The sequence below is a fragment of the Bacteroides luti genome (genome assembly GCF_900128905.1).
GTDB lineage: Bacteria > Bacteroidota > Bacteroidia > Bacteroidales > Bacteroidaceae > Bacteroides > Bacteroides luti.
Genome location: NZ_FQTV01000017.1, coordinates 40,065 through 59,004 on the forward strand (window position 1 = coordinate 40,065; position 18,940 = coordinate 59,004).

General features: G+C 38.2%; 14 protein-coding genes and 2 tRNA genes. 4 read left to right on the forward strand and 12 right to left on the reverse strand.

What is annotated here, in order from left to right; translation table 11 throughout:
- Window positions 1-9 precede the first annotated feature (9 nt).
- From porU to BUC21_RS13845, 3 genes are read right to left on the reverse strand one after another with little or no spacing between them, the layout of a single operon-like run.
- Window positions 10-3,822, reverse strand: a complete 3,813-nt coding sequence (gene porU / locus BUC21_RS13835) for a type IX secretion system sortase PorU (protein ID WP_073403444.1) — start codon at window positions 3,820-3,822, stop codon at window positions 10-12.
- A 32-nt stretch (window positions 3,823-3,854) separates the two neighbouring features.
- Complete coding sequence (locus BUC21_RS13840; protein ID WP_073403446.1) at window positions 3,855-4,472, reverse strand: fumarylacetoacetate hydrolase family protein; 618 nt, start codon at window positions 4,470-4,472, stop codon at window positions 3,855-3,857.
- Window positions 4,472-5,122, reverse strand: a complete 651-nt coding sequence (locus tag BUC21_RS13845; protein ID WP_073403448.1) for a redox-sensing transcriptional repressor Rex — start codon at window positions 5,120-5,122, stop codon at window positions 4,472-4,474. Before BUC21_RS13845 ends, BUC21_RS13840 begins: the two co-directional genes overlap by 1 nt.
- Window positions 5,123-5,254: 132 nt before the next feature.
- Here BUC21_RS13845 and BUC21_RS13850 point away from each other — a divergent pair, with 132 nt between their 5' ends.
- Window positions 5,255-5,605 (forward strand): translation initiation factor, encoded by a 351-nt coding sequence (locus BUC21_RS13850; protein WP_073403450.1) that lies wholly within the window; start codon window positions 5,255-5,257, stop codon window positions 5,603-5,605.
- Window positions 5,606-5,831: 226 nt separating this feature from the next.
- On the opposite strand, the gene tsf is transcribed toward BUC21_RS13850, so the two are convergent.
- From tsf to BUC21_RS13895, 9 genes are all read right to left on the reverse strand, one after another.
- The gene (gene tsf / locus BUC21_RS13855; protein WP_073403452.1) at window positions 5,832-6,656 is read right to left on the reverse strand and encodes a translation elongation factor Ts; all 825 of its coding nucleotides are present in this window, start codon (window positions 6,654-6,656) and stop codon (window positions 5,832-5,834) included.
- Window positions 6,657-6,687: 31 nt separating this feature from the next.
- A complete protein-coding gene (gene rpsB, locus BUC21_RS13860) occupies window positions 6,688-7,527 on the reverse strand; it encodes a 30S ribosomal protein S2 (protein WP_073403454.1) in 840 nt (279 codons plus the stop codon).
- 125 nt (window positions 7,528-7,652) lie between these two features.
- The gene (gene rpsI / locus BUC21_RS13865; protein WP_073403456.1) at window positions 7,653-8,039 is read right to left on the reverse strand and encodes a 30S ribosomal protein S9; all 387 of its coding nucleotides are present in this window, start codon (window positions 8,037-8,039) and stop codon (window positions 7,653-7,655) included.
- 6 nt (window positions 8,040-8,045) lie between these two features.
- The gene (gene rplM / locus BUC21_RS13870; protein ID WP_073403458.1) at window positions 8,046-8,507 is read right to left on the reverse strand and encodes a 50S ribosomal protein L13; all 462 of its coding nucleotides are present in this window, start codon (window positions 8,505-8,507) and stop codon (window positions 8,046-8,048) included.
- A 324-nt stretch (window positions 8,508-8,831) separates the two neighbouring features.
- On the reverse strand, window positions 8,832-10,238 hold the full coding sequence (gene asnS / locus BUC21_RS13875) for an asparagine--tRNA ligase (protein WP_073403460.1): 1,407 nt from the start codon (window positions 10,236-10,238) through the stop codon (window positions 8,832-8,834).
- A gap of 64 nt (window positions 10,239-10,302) precedes the next feature.
- The gene (locus BUC21_RS13880; protein ID WP_073403462.1) at window positions 10,303-11,853 is read right to left on the reverse strand and encodes a pseudouridine synthase; all 1,551 of its coding nucleotides are present in this window, start codon (window positions 11,851-11,853) and stop codon (window positions 10,303-10,305) included.
- A gap of 58 nt (window positions 11,854-11,911) precedes the next feature.
- Window positions 11,912-13,258 (reverse strand): adenylosuccinate lyase, encoded by a 1,347-nt coding sequence (purB, locus tag BUC21_RS13885; protein ID WP_073403464.1) that lies wholly within the window; start codon window positions 13,256-13,258, stop codon window positions 11,912-11,914.
- Window positions 13,259-13,399: 141 nt separating this feature from the next.
- A tRNA-Val gene (locus BUC21_RS13890) sits at window positions 13,400-13,474 on the reverse strand.
- Between the two features lie 34 nt (window positions 13,475-13,508).
- Window positions 13,509-13,583, reverse strand: a tRNA-Val gene (locus BUC21_RS13895).
- A gap of 506 nt (window positions 13,584-14,089) precedes the next feature.
- On the opposite strand from BUC21_RS13895, the gene BUC21_RS13900 reads away from it, so the two are divergent.
- From BUC21_RS13900 to BUC21_RS16645, 3 genes are all read left to right on the forward strand, one after another.
- Entirely contained in the window at window positions 14,090-16,405 is a 2,316-nt protein-coding gene (locus BUC21_RS13900; RefSeq protein WP_073403466.1) for a TonB-dependent receptor, read from the forward strand.
- A 218-nt stretch (window positions 16,406-16,623) separates the two neighbouring features.
- Window positions 16,624-17,991: a carboxypeptidase-like regulatory domain-containing protein gene (locus tag BUC21_RS16640; protein WP_245797123.1), complete on the forward strand. Its 1,368-nt coding sequence runs from the start codon at window positions 16,624-16,626 to the stop codon at window positions 17,989-17,991.
- Window positions 17,992-18,003: 12 nt separating this feature from the next.
- On the forward strand, window positions 18,004-18,939 hold the full coding sequence (locus tag BUC21_RS16645; RefSeq protein ID WP_245797125.1) for an outer membrane beta-barrel protein: 936 nt from the start codon (window positions 18,004-18,006) through the stop codon (window positions 18,937-18,939).
- Window position 18,940: the final 1 nt, after the last annotated feature.

Sequence of the window (18,940 nt, forward strand, 5' to 3'; positions counted from 1 at the left end):
TCGGGGTTATTATTGTGCCAGAATGACTATTTTTCCTGCACGGGTACTCTCTTTACTTCCGCCCGGCGTAATGGAAGCACGGAACAAATAAACTCCCGAAGCAAGCCGCTGACCGCCATTGCTGGTTAAATCCCAATCTACGTAATAATAGTTATTGGCACTCATGCCCGATTCGGTATGTGTCCACAATACTCTTCCCGAGAAATCGTATACAGAGAGGGTTACGTCCAGATTAGCTTCCGGCCGATCATGACTAAGTACAAACGTAGTGTTATCCCTAGCCGGACTCTTCGTGCAATACACATCAAACAATCCCGGTTTCAGTCCGTTTACCACCTCAAACTCCAAAGAAGTTGAGGAAGAGTTGTTCATAACATCCCATGCACGGAAGAATAATTTGTGCTTTCCTTCTGTCAAAGTTGGCAGACTGTATCGTACTGTTCCTTTAGTGTAATCACCAAAATAAGACTCATAATAGTTATTCAACACATAAGAATATATAGGCGAATTATCTATAACTGCCACAATATCATGTCCGATACCATTCCCAACCGTATTTACCCCATCACTATCTTCGAGGTCTGCAATAAGGTAAGGAGTTTCGTTTGTCTTTCCTCCATAAACAAATTCAGGAGTATTGAGATAAAGGTTTATTTTCGGACCGAGTGTGTCGGTATCTGCCGTTCCCTCTTCCGTTCCTCCAATCACGAAATTATTGTAAGCCCCCTGAGCTTCCCTGCCGGTTGCAGATTCAGCAGCATAGAAATTAAGCATTCCCTGTTCGTTGGAATAATTAATATCTTTTGGAACCGGAAAGGTAAAAGAGAAATTCCCTGATCGGATGGAATCGCTGCCCGAAAAGAGTTTCTTTTCTCTTTGAGAGAAAGTGAAACCTCCTGCCTCGGATGTTCCGTCATTATTCAAAGTTGTGACTGTTTCCTTGTTATCAAAAACTGTAGGATAAATCTTTCCATTAAAATCGGTCAAGGTATTTCCATCAGTATCGGTCACCCTTCCCTGAACCTGTACTTTTCCACCGGCTTTTATAATAAGATCTGAAGCCGAAGCATCTTCACCTTTAAACTTATCAACCACAACTTTATAATCCGGGTAGGCAAGCATTAATGCAGGGTCGCCAATCAAAGAAAACTTCAGTTTATTTAAATCGCCACTTAGATTAGGGTCGCATTTAGATAAACGCATAATATCTCCCAATCGTAATCGGCTGCCGTCTTGTTTACTGAACACGTATTTACAAAAGACTTTATTCAGATTGGAATTGTTTTGTGCATACACCACTCTGGAAGTAGTGAACAGCGCTATTGCCCCTCCCTTATTATTCAGGAAAGCAAGTTCTCCGGCAGAAGTTGAGATATCATCATATCTGCAAAAATCGCAAGTGGCAGTAACCCAAAGTGGTAATCGGGAAGAGGTTAATGCAGTTATATCCGAAGAAACAAGGATATTCTCTGCCGACCAGCCATTAGGACCTCCGTGCCCTGAGTAGTTTACCATAAACATACCCTCCTTGAACAGTTCAAGTAAACGTTTGGTTGCCTGTTTATAAGTGTGTCCGGTAGCTGTTGTTTCCCACTTATAGGCATCTCCATAAATACGATTCACCAAATACTCCGGATAGTTAGTCTCCACTTTTTTAGCCAGCTCTTCAGCCTGAGTCATGTGCAAATTATTATCTCCATCATCAGCTACAAAACAGATTGAATTTTTCCAGGAAGCAAGTTCTTTATTTTGCATATAGGCTATGGTTTTATCGACCATCTGCTTAGCTTCTGTAGCTGTACGAACCGGGAACCGACCAACTCCAATATCCATTCCATCATATTCCAGACTTGCTCCGTCTTCATCATCAAGCAAACCCAAATAGTCATCCGTTACATAAGAGTAAGTTTCCCACGTAGAGTTATTAGACTGATATCCCAATAAAAAATCATCGGGCGAATATCCCTGCCAGGAAGAGGTTATCATTCTGTTATCCCAAGCACAATCGCCAAAGAGTAATAGATATCTAGGCAGTTTATTACCGGCTGTATTCTCTGTTCCTGGAACGACGGCACGATCATAAAACATCTTCATAAACCAGCGGTAAGCGGTAGCATCAGGAGTACCGGAAGAGAATTCATTATACACCTGGTCTGCAGTAACAACGTGAACAGTCATTCCGTCTTTAGTACGGTGAGCTTCGGCTAAACGTTCTGCGTCAGATAGGAAATCACCATTGGAGGGCACAATAATGACCATATCACATTGTTCCAATGAATGCAGATTCTGATTATTTACGTTACCAACGATCTCTACTTTTTTAAAATTAGTTCCATTAACGTCTACCGCAACAAATTCTCGTAAAGCAGGGTTATCAACAGTGAAAGAGTATTTGCCATCGGTCAATGTACCGTTCATTTGCAGATAATTACCCGGAGTGGTAACATCCCAAACTTTCATATTGCTGTTAGCACCGGCAATCACATAGGTAGTAACATCGCCTACGGATGGCAAATCACGGAAAGCTGTATACGAATCATATAGTGCAAGCTTTTTTCTGTAATTCAGCTGGATATAGTTAAGCCTGCCGGATACTCCTGCTCCACGGTTATGTGTAAGAGTCACGGTGGTATTCTCATTTTTATTGCCATCCCAGACTACCGTTCCACTCCCTGGCTGTGCTTTACAATACGAATCACTTATAGGAGCTGAAGCGATAGAGAATTGTCCGTAGCTTGTTCCGTCTATCTGAACTCCAACCGTAGTATAGCTCTCCGATTTAGCAGCAAAAGCAACAGTGCAATATGCTTTATCATTTGTTATCCCCGGCAAGGTAAAGGAATAATTCTTCGTATTTCCGGAAACAAAATCGTAACTATCATATAACTCTCTACCAGAAGCAGTCCAGTTAAAAGCATCCTTTTCGTAGAGGGCATAATCATCAAAGGTAGTCACAGTTTTTGCATTACCTGCAGTCAGAGATTCTTCTGAAGGAAAAGTCAGAGGCGTCTCATTTCCTTCAGTCAGGAAATAATATCCATAGCTGGAATAGCAATTATTGGTATGCGTAAAGCCCGTAACTCCGGAATTCTCGTCCCAACGGACAACACCATTCGCATAAAAAAGGAGATAACCATTGCCCCGCCATAACGGGATTTCTGGTAAGTCATCAATCTTTGATTTCTTAAAACTTTCAGGAAGAATGCGGCCACCATAACCATACAACTGGACCTTTGCAGGATTTGTAAATCCCATCTGTTGAAGTTCGGCTGCAGTTATCTTGTATACTCCGGATTCGCCCACTCGTATCTTCACCCACTTACCTGTGGATAAGATGGAACTTGAAGCAAATGTATGGAGATTTGTTCCGGTACTTGCCCGTTTTTGCCTGGTAATAGATTTCTCCAGCGTTAGTTTGAAAGAATTTATACGTTGATATTCGCCGTTGCGATAAACAAGAGGCACAAAAGAGACTTCAAGAATTCCTTCCTTTGCAGAAACAAATATGCGGGTATCAGCCTTCGGATATGAAGAAAGAGGTTCGCCTACAGCCGTTAAAAACGAAATATTGCTTTTTGATAATGTCTGGAACTCCGGATATTCAATCTTTACGCTGTAGGTATAATTATCATAATCCGGTCCGAGATCTATATTTTGAATATAACGGGGGAGTTTACTATTTGCTACATAATGTGCATCTGCAAATAAAGGCTGATCCGAAACAAAAGAATCCTGCCACTTCAACGAAGTAAAGTTCTGCGCTGAAATAGACAAGGAAAACAGAGAAAGAAGAAGTAAGAAAATATAGTTTCGGCTACACATATACCCTCCTTGCTTTTAAAAAAGCAAATAACTTATCGAATATAGAAATCGAGCAGCTTTTCTTCTTCCAGATAACCTTCCAGATGTTGGCCTATTGCAACCGGTCCCACTCCAACAGGAGTTCCAGTGTATATTAAATCTCCTATTTTCAGCGTAAAGAAACGACTGACGTAAGCAATTATCTCATCTACTTTAAACAACATGTCGGCAGTGTTTCCCTTCTGTACTTGCTTGCCATCAATATCCAGATGAAAATTCAGGTTTTGAATATCCTTAAACTTATCAACAGGAACAAATTCGCCAATTGCAGCAGAGTCATCGAATCCTTTACATATTTCCCAGGGATTACCTGTCTCACGGATTTTTCGTTGCAGGTCTCGGGCTGTAAAGTCAATACCAACAGTCACCTCATCATAATAACGATTTGCAAAACGTTCAGCTATATTTTTCCCTAATCTGCCTATTTTCACAACTAACTCTGTTTCATAGTGAACTTCGTCAGAGAAATCAGGAATAAAGAACGGCTTTCCATTTTTAAGTAAAGCAGAATCTGGTTTCATAAAGATAACCGGCTCTTTTGGTATTACTAACGTGGGATGCAGTTCTTTATTGTGTTCGGCGTAGTTCATTCCTACGGCTATAATCTTCATTACTTTATCTGATTAAAATTTAAACGGTTGAACATTACAGCTAAATGAGCATACAAAGAAGTATTCTGAACCACAATATCTTCTGGTACCCGAATACGTAAAGGAGTAAAGTTCCATACAGCCTTTACGCCTCCTTCGATCATTTTATCAGTAATATTCTGAGCTATTTCAATAGGGACAGTCAATACTCCAATATTCACATTATATTCAAGCATCTTTGCCTGAAAATCATCCGAATGAAAGATTGGAATGCCGTTTATAAATGTACCAACAAGTTCAGGATTAACATCAAAACCTGCAACTATTTCCAAGCCAAAATGATTCAAACCGGAGTCACGAAGAAGAGCTCCTCCCAGGCTACCTACACCAAACAAGAAAGCTTTATGCATATTTGTAAAGCCGAGGAAGTCTTCCAGAACAGCAATTAGATCATCTATATCATAACCTACCCTTGTTCGCCCTGATATATTTACATACGACAGGTCCTTCGCTATCTGAGAAGCATCAATATTTATCTCTTTAGAAATCTGCGTAGAAGAAACAAAATGTTCTCCTTTATTTTTAAGCAGTTTCGCATTCGATAAATACCATGGAAGTCTGCGCAAAGAAGGTTCCGGTACTTTTATAACATTTTGCTCATTATCACTCATAAAACCCCATTTTATTAAATTGGTATTTGCAAAAATACACTATTTTTTCCAAACAATCGAGCATTAAGAAAAAGATTATTTTGTACATATCTATAAGTTTGTTACATTTGGATATAAATAAAATAAGAAAGTATGAAAAAGCATGACTGGAAAGAGAGATTGAATGTGGTATATTCAACCAACCCCGATTTCAATTATGATATAGAAGAAGATGAAGAACAGACAACTTTGGAGCCAGCTAAACAGAATCTTCGGGTAGCCATTGATAAGAAAAACAGAGGAGGAAAGGTTGTAACACTAATAACTGGATTTGTAGGCACAGAGGAGGATTTAAAAACTCTTGGAAAACTATTGAAAACAAAATGTGGAGTTGGCGGAGCTGCCAAAGATGGGGAAATTATTATTCAAGGAGATTTCAAGCTCAAGATTGTTGAGCTACTTAAGAAAGAAGGATATGTAAAGACCAAACCAGTTGGAGGATAGTTCTATTTTAAAAGCCGATACCATAGTAGCACCAAAAGAAGCCTAACGATAAACATATTGAATGATAGTTTATTAAAAAAGAATTTGTATTTCAATGGTGCAAATATGGGTAATACATTCTCATTGTAGAACAATTTATAAAAGAGAGTACATAGAGGAAATTAAAAAAGGGTGGTTAAACAGATTTGTTCAACCACCCTTTTAAGTATCTTTAAAAAGACCTTAATTAGTCAGCATTCAAAGTAAAACGTTTGAAGTTAACTACAGTTAAGTCTTTGTTAGTGTTCTTCAAGAACTGAGCAACACTAATCTTAGGATCTTTCACATATTCTTGTTCCAACAAGCAAACTTCTTTGTAGAACTTAGAGATACGACCTTCAGCGATACGTTCAATTAAGTTCTCTGGTTTACCTTCCTGACGAGCTTTGTCAGCTGCGATTTCTTTTTCACGAGCTAATACGTCAGCTGGAACACCTTCCTGATTTACAGCGATAGGGTTCATTGCAGCAATCTGCATAGCAACTTCGTGAGAAACCTGAGCATCAACACCAGCAACATTGAAAGAAACTGCAGTAGCCAAACGGTTTCCTGGGTGGATATAAATAGCAGTAGAAAGACCTTCTACAACTCCGTATCCATCAAGTTCCATCTTTTCGCCAGTGATACCACTTCTATCAGTAACAGCATCAGCAACTGTTCCTTTACCCATAGGAAGAGCTTTCACATCTTCGATAGTAGCACATTTGTTTGCGATAGCAAGATCAAGAATTTCGTTAGTCAAAGCAACGAAGTCTGCATTCTTAGCAACGAAGTCAGTTTCACATTTCAATGCGATAACTGCAGCAAATTCGCCTGCTGACTTAGCAATAACACAACCTTCTGAAGCTTCACGATCAGAACGTTTTGCAGCTACTGCTTGTCCTTTTTTACGAATTATTTCAATTGCTTTATCAAAATCGCCTTCAGCTTCAGTCAAAGCATTCTTGCAATCCATCATACCAGCACCTGTCATTTTGCGCAAGTGGGTAATATCTGCCATTGTTACAGCCATAGTCTTTATATTTTTTTAATTGATATAGTAATTAAGCTTCTTCATCATCTTTCAAGAAAGCAGCAGCTTTTGCAGCGTTGATTGCTTCCTCGTCGTTTTTGTCAAGTCTAGCTTTAGCAGCAGACTTTCTCTTACCTTTGTTAGCAGGAGCTTCTCCGGCAGCTTCCATATCAATTTTTTCAGCTTTTCTTTCTTCCAAGCCTTCGCTCATAGCTGTACAACAAGCTTCAAGAATTACTTCAATTGATTTTGTAGCGTCATCATTTGCAGGGATAACGAAATCGATATTTGAAGGATCAGAGTTTGTATCAACGATAGCAAATACTGGAATACCTAAACGGTTAGCTTCACGAACTGCAATGTTTTCTTTCATTACGTCGATAACGAACAAAGCAGAAGGAAGACGAGTTAAGTCAGCGATAGAACCTAAGTTCTTGTCTAACTTAGCACGTTGACGAGAAATTTGAAGAACTTCTCTTTTAGAAAGATTAGAATAAGTACCATCGTTAGTCAACTTATCGATAGTAGCCATCTTCTTAACAGCCTTACGGATAGTTGGGAAGTTAGTCAACATACCACCTGGCCAGCGCTCGATTACATAAGGCATATTAACAGAAGCTGCTTTGTCAGCAACTACTTGTTTTGCTTGTTTTTTAGTAGCAACAAAAAGGACTTTCTTTCCTGATTTTGCAATTTGTTTTAAAGCTTCAGCAGCTTCTTCTACTTTTGCAACTGTTTTGTGGAGGTCAATGATGTGGATACCATTGCGTTCCATGAAAATATAAGGAGCCATTGCAGGGTTCCACTTTCTTCTTAAGTGTCCGAAGTGGCAACCGGCTTCCAATAAATTATCAAAATTTGTTCTTGACATTTTTTTAATCTTTTAATCGTTTACTTTCTTTTTTGTTTTATAACCAACTGTCGGGTAGCCTACTAAAGAGTCCCGATAGTTTAGATACTAAACGTAGCTTACTCCAGAGATTTCTCCAGCAAGTATTAACGTTTACTGAACTGGAATCTTCTACGAGCTTTTGGTTGACCCGGTTTCTTACGTTCAACAGAACGTGGATCACGTGTCATGAAGCCTTCTGAACGAAGAGCTTTTTTATCTTCTGCGCTGATTTTCACAAGAGCACGAGCGATTGCTAAACGCAAAGCTTGAGATTGTCCTGTGAAACCACCACCTACCAAATTAACTTTGATGTCATACTTCTCAGCTACACCTAATTTGTTCAATGGTTGCTTTACAACATATTGAAGAATAGTTGATGGAAAGTACGTTGCAAGGTCTCTCTTGTTAATAGTAATCTTTCCTGTACCTTCGCTTACGAATACGCGAGCAATAGCGCGCTTACGTCTGCCTAATGCATTTACTACTTCCATTATTTATTATTTAAGTAAGTTAATATCAATTGACTTAGGGTTTTGAGCAGCATGTTTGTGTTCGCTTCCTGCGTATACATACATGTTACCTAATAGTTGTGCACCTAATTTGTTTTTAGGAAGCATACCCTTTACTACTTTTCTCAATAACTTGTCGTCACCGTTAGGTCTAGCTTGTAAACGAGCTGGAGTGATTTCTCTTTGACCTCCAGGATAGCCAGTATATGACAAATAAACTCTGTCATTCCATTTGTTACCTGTCAACTTCACCTTGTCGGCATTGATAATAATTACGTTGTCACCACAGTCTACATGAGGAGTAAAGTTTGGTTTGTACTTTCCTCTCAACAGCTTGGCAACTTTTGCACCTAAGCGTCCCAGCACTTGATCAGTCGCATCAACTACGACCCATTCTTTTGTTGCTGTTGCTTTGTTTGCAGAAATGGTCTTATAACTTAAAGTATCCACTGCTTAATTGTTTTTAAATTGTTAACTACTAATAAACATAAATATTCATACTGATTACAGCTCCCCGGACAAAGGAACCTAATTAGCTATGAATTAATCTTTTATCCTTTTAGATAATAATCGGCTTGCAAAAGTACTGCTTTTCTTTTAATTGGCAAACTATTTAAGCTATTTTTTCTATTTGCAAGAGCTTAGATAAGAACATTATACGTTTTATCGACTACATTAAAAAGTAATAAAATTAAGATCGATGCCACACCAAAAAGAAAGATGACACGACTTATGGCCGTGTCATCTTTTATATAAAGAACTAAAAAGTCTAAATTAAAACTCGCAGTTACGAGGTGTTCTAGGGAAAGGAATCACATCACGAATATTGGTCATACCTGTTACAAAAAGCAATAAGCGTTCAAAACCTAATCCGAAGCCAGAGTGAGGCGCTGTACCAAAACGACGAGTATCCAGATACCACCAGATATCTTTGGTTGGTACACCCATTTCCGCTGCTCTTCTAGATAATTTATCAAAATCTTCTTCACGCTGAGAGCCACCAATAATTTCTCCGATTTTCGGGAATAGAACATCCATTGCACGAACTGTTTTTCCATCTTCATTCTGCTTCATATAGAAAGATTTGATTTCTTTCGGATAATCAGTAAGAATAACAGGACGTTTAAAATGTTCTTCCACCAAATAGCGTTCATGTTCAGAAGCAAGGTCGGCTCCCCAGAATATAGGGAATTCAAATTTATGTCCTTTAGCCACTGCTTCTTCAAGAATCTTAACACCTTCTGTATATGGAAGACGAACGAATTCATTTTCAAGTACAGACTGCAAGCGAGCAATAAGTTCATTATCAAACATGTTATTCAGGAACTGAATATCTTCTATACAGTAATCCAAGGCCCATTTTACACAAAATTTGATAAAATCTTCTGCCAACTGCATATTATCTTCAATCTCATTGAATGCAACCTCTGGCTCAATCATCCAGAACTCAGCAAGGTGACGTGGAGTATTTGAGTTTTCTGCACGGAAAGTAGGACCAAAAGTATAAATAGATCCCATAGACATTGCAGCAAGCTCACCTTCCAGCTGTCCCGAAACAGTCAGACTGGCTTGTTTGCCAAAGAAGTCATTATCATAATTAATTGATCCATCTTCATCCTTCTTCAAATCATAAAGATTCATGGTAGTTACCTGGAACATCTGTCCTGCACCTTCACAATCTGAAGCTGTAATAATAGGTGTATGAAAGTAGAAAAATCCACGTTCATGGAAAAATTTATGTATGGCAATAGCCATATTATGACGAATACGGAATACAGCACCAAAAGTATTGGTACGAGGACGAAGGTGTGCTATTTCACGAAGGAACTCCATAGAGTGACCTTTCTTCTGCAAAGGATAGGTATTAGGATCAGCTGTACCTAATATTTCTATTTCACATGCATGAAGTTCTGCTTTCTGTCCTTGTCCAAGCGATTCTACCAATTCGCCATTTACACTAATACATGCTCCAGTAGTTATTGGTTTCAAGTATTCTTCTCCGAATTTCTCTATATCAATTACAATCTGAATATTATTAATGGTAGAACCGTCATTCAAAGCGATAAAGTTAACTTGTTTACTGCCCCGGCGAGTTCTAACCCATCCCTTCACGTTCACAATTGTTCCAAAGCTATCCATCTTCAGAACATCAACAATTCTTGTTCTACAAATCTTTTCCATAAAAATCTTTTATATGCATTATTATATAAGGTAGGGGTATATTTGCATATACCCCCATTCTTTATTATTCAAAAGCTCCCATTCGAAGTATGTTTACTTCTTGTTCTGTAAGATATCTCCATTCGCCACGACGAAGACCTTTCTTCGTTAATCCGGCAAAGAACACACGATCTAGTTTCATAACCTTATATCCCAATGATTCGAATATACGGCGAACAATACGGTTTTTACCAGAGTGAATTTCAATTCCTACCTGATCCTTATCTGTTTCAGTAGCATAACTGATAGCATCTGCATGGATTTCTCCATCGTCCAATGTTATACCAGCAGCAATTTGTTCCATATCATGTTTAGTGACATTCTTATCTAAATAAACATGATAAATTTTCTTTTTAAGGAACTGAGGATGAGTCAGCTTAGAAGCCAAATCTCCATCATTTGTAAGCAACAATACACCTGTAGTATTACGGTCAAGACGTCCAACAGGATAAATTCTTTCTTTGCATGCACCCTTCACTAAGTCCATAACTGTAAGACGAGCCTGAGGATCATCCGAAGTAGTTACACAATCTTTTGGTTTATTAAGCAATACGTATACTTTGCTTTCCAAAGACACAGACTCTTCGTGGAACTTAATTACGTCAGTACGTTTAACTTTTGTTCCTAGTTCAGTAACAACTTCACCATTTACAGAAACAACTCCTGCTGTGATAAATTCGTCAGCCTCACGTCTTGAACAAACACCTGCATTAGCAAGATACTTATTTAAACGAATAGGTTCATTGGGGTCTGTAAACTGTTCTTTATACTCAATTCTTTTCTTTTCGCTATACTTAGCATTTGGATCATAATCATCGCTTCTTCTACGAACCGGACGTGCAAATCCTTGAGGTCTTGAATCATTTGATGAGAATCTTGGACGTCTTCCACCTTCTCTGGAAAGAGTTGGATTGCCATAATTGCTATCCGGGCGACGGAATCTTGGACGTTCGCCTCCTTCACCTTCCTGATTTTCGTTTCTTCTCCAAGGCTTGTCTTCGCGATTAAACGACGGACGATAAGGTCTGTCACCGCCTTCACGGTTAAATGATGGACGTGGACGATCGCCACCTTCACGATTAAAAGAAGGACGTGGTCTGCCACCACCTTCACGATTAAATGATGGACGCGGTCTGTCGCCACCTTCACGATTGAATGATGGACGTGGACGATCTCCACCTTCACGATTAAAAGAAGGACGTGGTCTGTCTCCACCCTCACGGTTAAATGATGGGCGTGGACGATCTCCGCCTTCGCGGTTAAAAGAAGGACGTGGTCTGTCACCACCTTCACGATTGAAGCGTGGGCGATCACCTTCTTCTCTGTTATATGGACGGGAAGGACGATTAAAACTTGGACGGTCATTACCGCCTCTGTTAAAAGAAGGGCGTGAGGGGCGATCACCACCTTCACGACTAAAACGTCCTTCACGGTTAAACTTACCATCTCTGTTAAAAGAAGATCTACTGTCATCACGACGGCTAAATCCTTCTCTGTTAAAAGACTTATTACCATCACGGCTGGCGTCTCTACTATCATTGTTAGAATCTCGCCAATTTTCGTTGTCTGTACTCATTTTTTATTCGAATAAAATTATAACTCTGGCCTCGCGGCCTATTAAAAACATTAATATATTAAATACCAGTATAACTGTGTGGGGTTATACATCTAAGTTCTTTTTTAACATCCTCACTAACATTCAGTTCTTCAATAAAATCTTTAATAGAAGATTCTGTGATAGCCTGATTAGTTCTTGTCAGTGCTTTTAGTGCTTCATACGGATTAGGATAAGCTTCACGACGAAGAATAGTCTGAATAGCTTCAGCAACTACACTCCAACAATTATCCAAATCATTATAAATAGCAGTTTCGTTCAAAATCAGTTTACGTAATCCTTTCAAAGAGCTCTGAATAGCAATTACAACATGACCGAAAGGCACACCGATATTACGAAGAACGGTAGAATCTGTTAAATCTCTCTGCAAACGAGAAACCGGTAATTTCTCTGCTAAATGGTTAAGAATAGAATTCGCTATTCCCAAATTTCCTTCTGCATTTTCAAAATCAATCGGATTTACTTTGTGAGGCATTGCACTGGAGCCTACTTCTCCTGCCTTAATTTTCTGCTTGAAATATTCCATAGAAATATATAACCAGAAATCACGATTCATGTCAATCATGATAACATTGATACGTTTCATCGCATCGAAAACAGCTGATAGGTTATCATAATTTGAAATTTGTGTTGTATACTCTTCACGTTCCAATCCAAGTTTTTCTGAAACGAAACGATTACCAAAAGCTTTCCAGTCATAAGAAGGATAAGCTACATGATGAGCATTGTAATTACCTGTAGCACCACCAAATTTAGCAGTTACCGGGCAAGCTTTAAGTATAGCCAACTGACGTTCCAGTCTGTAAGCAAAAACCATGATTTCTTTTCCCAAACGAGTTGGAGAAGCTGGCTGACCATGAGTCTTCGCAAGCATAGAAACATTAGCCCAATCTGTGGCATATTGTTTTAGCTGTGCAATAAGCTCTTCAATTAAAGGATAATATACATTATTCAGTGCTTCCTTTATAGACAATGGAATAGATGTATTGTTAATATCCTGAGAAGTTAGTCCGAAGTGTATAAACTCTTTATATTCTTCAAGACCACCAAGCTTATCAAATTCTTCTTTAATGAAATACTCAACAGCTTTTACGTCGTGATTAGTCACACTTTCAATATCCTTAATACGTTGTGCATCGGCTTCAGAAAAGTTTCGATAGATACTTCTTAAAGACTCAAAAACATCTTCACCAACACCTTTAAGCTGGGGCAAAGGCAGTTCGCACAAGGTTATAAAATACTCAATCTCAACCTGCACACGATATTTAATCAATGCAAATTCAGAAAAATAAGCAGCTAAAGCCTCAGCTTTGCCTCTGTAGCGGCCATCAATAGGTGATATAGCCGTAAGTAAATCAAGTTTCATAGTGTAATGATAATTATCAGACTGCAAAATTAATTCTTTTATTTGAATAGAGAGTTACACAAATAAGAAAAAGTTTGTATCAAAGAGGTAAAGAAATAAAAAAAGCCTCACAAATACAATTGTGAAGCTTCCTATCTAATGTGGGCGTTGACGGATTCGAACCGCCGACCCTCTGCTTGTAAGGCAGATGCTCTGAACCAGCTGAGCTAAACGCCCTTGTTTTATCAACGAAAGTCTCTGGATTTTGAAGTGGGCGTTGACGGATTCGAACCGCCGACCCTCTGCTTGTAAGGCAGATGCTCTGAACCAGCTGAGCTAAACGCCCGAGACACTTTCGTTTCAAAAGCGATGCAAAGATATAGCTTTCTTTGAAACTAGCAAAACTTTCTGCAGTTATTTTTTAAACAAAATTAAAGTCAATTACAGAAAGTGCTGTTTATCAGCACTAATAGAGCGAATATTTTTTTTTGCGAACTAATATCCATTTTTTCCAAAAGTATCATCATTTTATAAAATGTCCGAATATGAACACTATGTTCACATTCGGATAATAAAAAGACACGCAACAAACTAAAAAGAAAAGAATCAAGAATATTTTTTTCTTAAAATTTAATTATTTACCTATTAAATCTGAGTCATAGAAAAGGCATGGTTATAATCTAACATTCAACCACTTAAGATTAAATATTTACAAGTTTAAAAGAGTCAAAAGCTTATAAACAATAAAATAAACTTAAACACAATTGCAACTTTTGGCAAGGTACTTGCGTCTAAAGGATGTAGCGCTTACAAAATAACAGATTCATTAACGAATGAAGCAATAAAATTGAAATGAAAAAAATATTCAGTGTATTAGTTTTGATATTTATATGCCAGGCAACATTTGCACAGGCTTTACAATTAAAAGGACACATTCTTACAGCTACAAAACAGCCAATTGAGTTTGCTAATGTGATTCTTAGGAAGTCGGATTCAACCTTTGTAACAGGCGGAATGACTGACATGAAAGGTAAGTTCAGTATGGAACATCTTGAAAAAGGAATATACAACCTTCAGATTTCAAGTCTTGGATATCAGACTAAGAATCTTGAGATACGTGATTTCAATAAAGATGTAGACCTTGGAAATATTGAAATTGATTCTGCAGCAGTAGCATTGAATGAAGTAGTGGTTACAGGCGCCAAAGTTATCAACGAAGCCGACAGAAAGATATTACTGCCAACTTCCAAACAGATGAAGGCAGCAACTAACGGATTCAACCTCTTACAGAAGCTAAATCTTAAACGTATTCAGGTTGACGTGTTAAGAAATACCATTTCGGCTTCAGGCGGTGGCGAAGTACAACTCAGAATAAACGGAGTAAAATCAAGCATTCAGGAGGTCATGTCATTACGCCCGGAAGATATCCTGCGTATTGAACATCACGACGATCCGGGGCTTAAATATGGAGGAGCAGAAGCAGTAATCGACTATATCACCCGCAGAAAAGAAAGTGGTGGTTTTCTTGCTTTCGATTTCACAGACTCCCCCCATGTTCCTTTCGGAGATAATAGTGTGACAGCAAAATTCAACTATAAAAAATCCGAGTTTGGGCTATTTTATAATGGAGGTTACAGAGAAATGGATCACATGTGGCGAGAAAACTCAGAGACATTTAATTTCTCTGACGGAAGAACTCTTACCCGTCTGGAAGATGGTACTCCTGATAAGTGGGCAAGGAACTGGCACTATATGCAGATGAACTATAACTATCAGGAAGGTCAGGACTGGTTCTTCAACGCTACCTTAAGAACAAATGTAAATGATAACCCCAGAACAAACTATAAAAGTTATCTTTATCCAACAAACAATCCATCAAATGGTGTAAATATGACCGACCGTTCTTCTTCATGGGAACATATTCCATCTTTAGACCTTTACTATCAGCGCAATTTAAAAAATCAGCAATCATTAGTTCTGAATATTGTGGGAACATATCTTGATTCGAACTCACAAAGATATTATAAGGAAATACAGGGTTTACAGACATTAACAGACATCTTTACTAATGTAGACGGAAGCAAATACTCAATAATTGGCGAGGGTATATACGAGAAAGGATTTAAAGCCGGACGTTTAAGCGCCGGAGTGAAGCACACACAAAGTTACACTAACAATGAGTATACTGGAAATTCTTTATCGCTAACAAACATGAGGCAATCTGAAACTTATGTTTATACTGAATTTCAGGGCAAAATTAACAAGTTCAATTATTCTTTGGGAATAGGCGGATCACGTTCATGGTTTAACCAGGGCGGCGAAGGATACCATAACTATACCTTCCGTCCTACGGCCAGCTTAAAATATAATTTCAATGATAACTCATTTCTTCGTTACCGCGGTAACATTTACAGCACAGCGCCTTCACTATCCGATTTAGGAAATATTGAACAATCCATCGATTCTTTGCAGATAAGAAGAGGTAACAGCAACCTGAAACCGGTTATGTCATACGTAAACTCATTGAACTATGATATAACAAAAGGTATATTCAGCGGAAGTCTGTTCCTTGGCCATTGGTACTATAACAAGCCAATTATGGAAGAGACCCGGGTTGAAAACAATAAATTCATCCGTACCAACGACAATCAGAAAAGCTGGCAGAAACTTAATACCGAAATGGAATTGTCAATCAATCCCTTCAAAGATATTTTCGTAGCAAAGATTGTAACCGGAATGAGTTATTTCGATAGCAAAGGGAATAATTATCATCACACATATACAAACTGGTACATGCGTGCAGAAGCAAATGCAAGCTACAAAAACTGGTCGGCGTTCTTCCAGATGCAAAACCACAAAAACAACTTATTTGGAGAGACTCTTGAATATGGAGAAAACTATCACCTCTTCGGAATTATGTATAAACACAAACAACTCAGTCTTGGTGCCATGATGATTAATCCGTTTGTAGATAACTGGAAAGCAGGAAGTGAAAATCTAAATGCCTCAGCCCCTTCAAAGAACTGGGTATATATAAAGGAAACATCACGCTTATTTGCAATTCAAGTATCATATAGCTTTAACTTCGGTCGTAAATATCAGTCTTCGCAAAAACGATTAAATAACCAGGATACAGATACAGGAGTTATGAGTAGTAATAAAAAGTAAATTAAAGTTTAACTTCACAATTATACTTACTAACTGAGGGAGGATCGTTGCGAAACGGTCCTTCTTCGCTTTTATAGACACCCAAACATCATATTAATCCAGCAAAAAGCAACAAATAACTCTATTATCTGCAACCTTTCTTTTACCGGTTACGTCTAAATATTGTAGCGCTTACATAAAGACAACTTGATTGTATTACCTGTAGACATTAAACCGAAATGAAAAAGATTTTTAGCGTATTATTTTTTATAATACTTTGCCAAACCATAACAGCCCAATCTTTCCAGATCAAAGGATCTATTCTTTCCAAAGCAAAACAGCCTATTGAATTTGCAAATGTAGTTTTAAGAAAAGCCGATTCTACATTTGTAAATGGTGGAATGACTGACGCCAAAGGTAAGTTCAGTATGGAAAATCTTGAGAAAGGAATATATAACCTACAGATTTCAAGTCTCGGATACCAGACCAAAAATCTTGAGATCCGCGATTTCAATAAGGACACTGACTTGGGAACTATTGAAATTGATTCAGCTGCCATTGCATTAAATGAAGTTGTTGTTACTGCAGCCAAAGTTATTAATGAAGCCGACCGAAAGATATTACTGCCAACTTCAAAACAAATGAAAGCAGCAACCAACGGATTTGATCTCTTGCAACAACTAAACTTAAGACGTATTCAGATTGATGTTATGAGAAATACCATTGCCGCATCAGGTGGAGGAGAAGTAGACCTTAGAATCAATGGAGTAAAGTCGAGCATTCAGGAAGTTATGTCATTACGCCCGGAAGATATTCTGCGTATAGAACATCATGAAGACCCGGGACTACGCTACGAGGGAGCAGAAGCTGTTATTGATTATATTACACGCCGTAGAAACAGCGGCGGATTTATCTCATTCGATACAGAAACCTCTCCTCATGTTGCTTTTGGTAATAACAGCGTAACAGCCAAATTCAATTACAAGAAATCGGAATTCGGACTATTCTACACCGGTGGATACAGATCTGTAGATCACATGTGGCGTGAAAATTCAGAAACATTCAACTTCCCCGACGGCAGAAGTCTCACCCGTATGGAAGATGGCACTCCGGACAAATGGTCCATGAACTGGAACTATATGCAAATGAATTACAACTATCAACAAGGAAAAGAATGGTTCTTTAATGCAACGCTCAGGGCAAATATCAATGGTAATCCAAAGCAGAATTTCAACAGTTATCTTTACCCTACCAATAATCCTTCGAACGGAGTATACATGACAGATCGTTCATCATCCTGGGAGCGCAGACCTTCGCTGGACCTTTACTACCAACGTAATTTTAAAAATCAACAATCGTTAATTCTTAACGTTGTAGGTACATATATGGACTCCAATTCAAAAAGACATTATAAGGAGATGCAGGATACAGAAACCTTAACCGATCTATTTTCAAATGTAGACGGGAATAAATATTCGATTATTGGTGAAGGAATATATGAAAAGACATTCAAGGCAGGTAGATTAAGCACTGGAATAAAGCACACTCAAAGTTTCACCGATAATGAATATACAGGAAGTTCCGTATCCAAAACAGATATGAGATAGGCCGACACTTACATGTATACAGAATTTCAGGGAAAGATTAATAAGTTCAATTACTCTTTAGGAATAGGAGGCTCACGTTCATGGTTCAACCAGGGAGGAGAAGGATATCAAAATTACAACTTCCGCCCCACAGCAAGTCTGAAATATAACTTTAACGAGAACTCGTTTATCCGTTATCGTGGCAATATTTACAGTAATTCTCCTTCTTTGTCCGATCTGGGAAATACAGAACAAGCAATAGATTCCTTACAGATAAGAAGAGGAAACAGCTCTCTGAAACCGGTAATATCATACGTAAATTCATTGAACTACGACATAACTAAAGGAATATTCAGCGGTAGTTTATTGGTTAGCCACAGATACTATAACAAACATATAATGGAGGAAACCATTATTGAAAACAACAAATTCATCCGTACCAAGGACAACCAAAAGAATTGGCAGAAGTTGAATACTGAAATGGAAGTATCAGTAAATCCATTCAAAGATCATTTAATCGCTAAAATTACGACTGGGATAAGTTACTTCGACAGTAAAGGAAATAATTATGCTCACACATATTCAAACTGGTATTATAGAGCAGAAGTAAATGGATACTATAAAAACTGGTCGGCATTCTTCCGTATTCAGAATCACAGAAACAATTTCTTTGGCGAGACTCTTGATATTGGAGAAAACTGGCACATGATTGGAATTATGTACAAGCATAAACAACTAACTATAGGAGGCATGATGCTTAACCCATTTGCCGACAATTGGAAAGTAGGTAGTGAGAATCGCAATAAATTTGCTCCTTCCAAAAATTGGGAATATGTTAAAGAGAGCTCGCGACTATTTGCATTCAAGTTATCATATAACTTCAATTTCGGACGTAAGTATCAGTCTTCACAAAAACGATTAAATAACGAAGATACCGATACAGGAGTTATGAGTAGTAGTAAAAAATAAT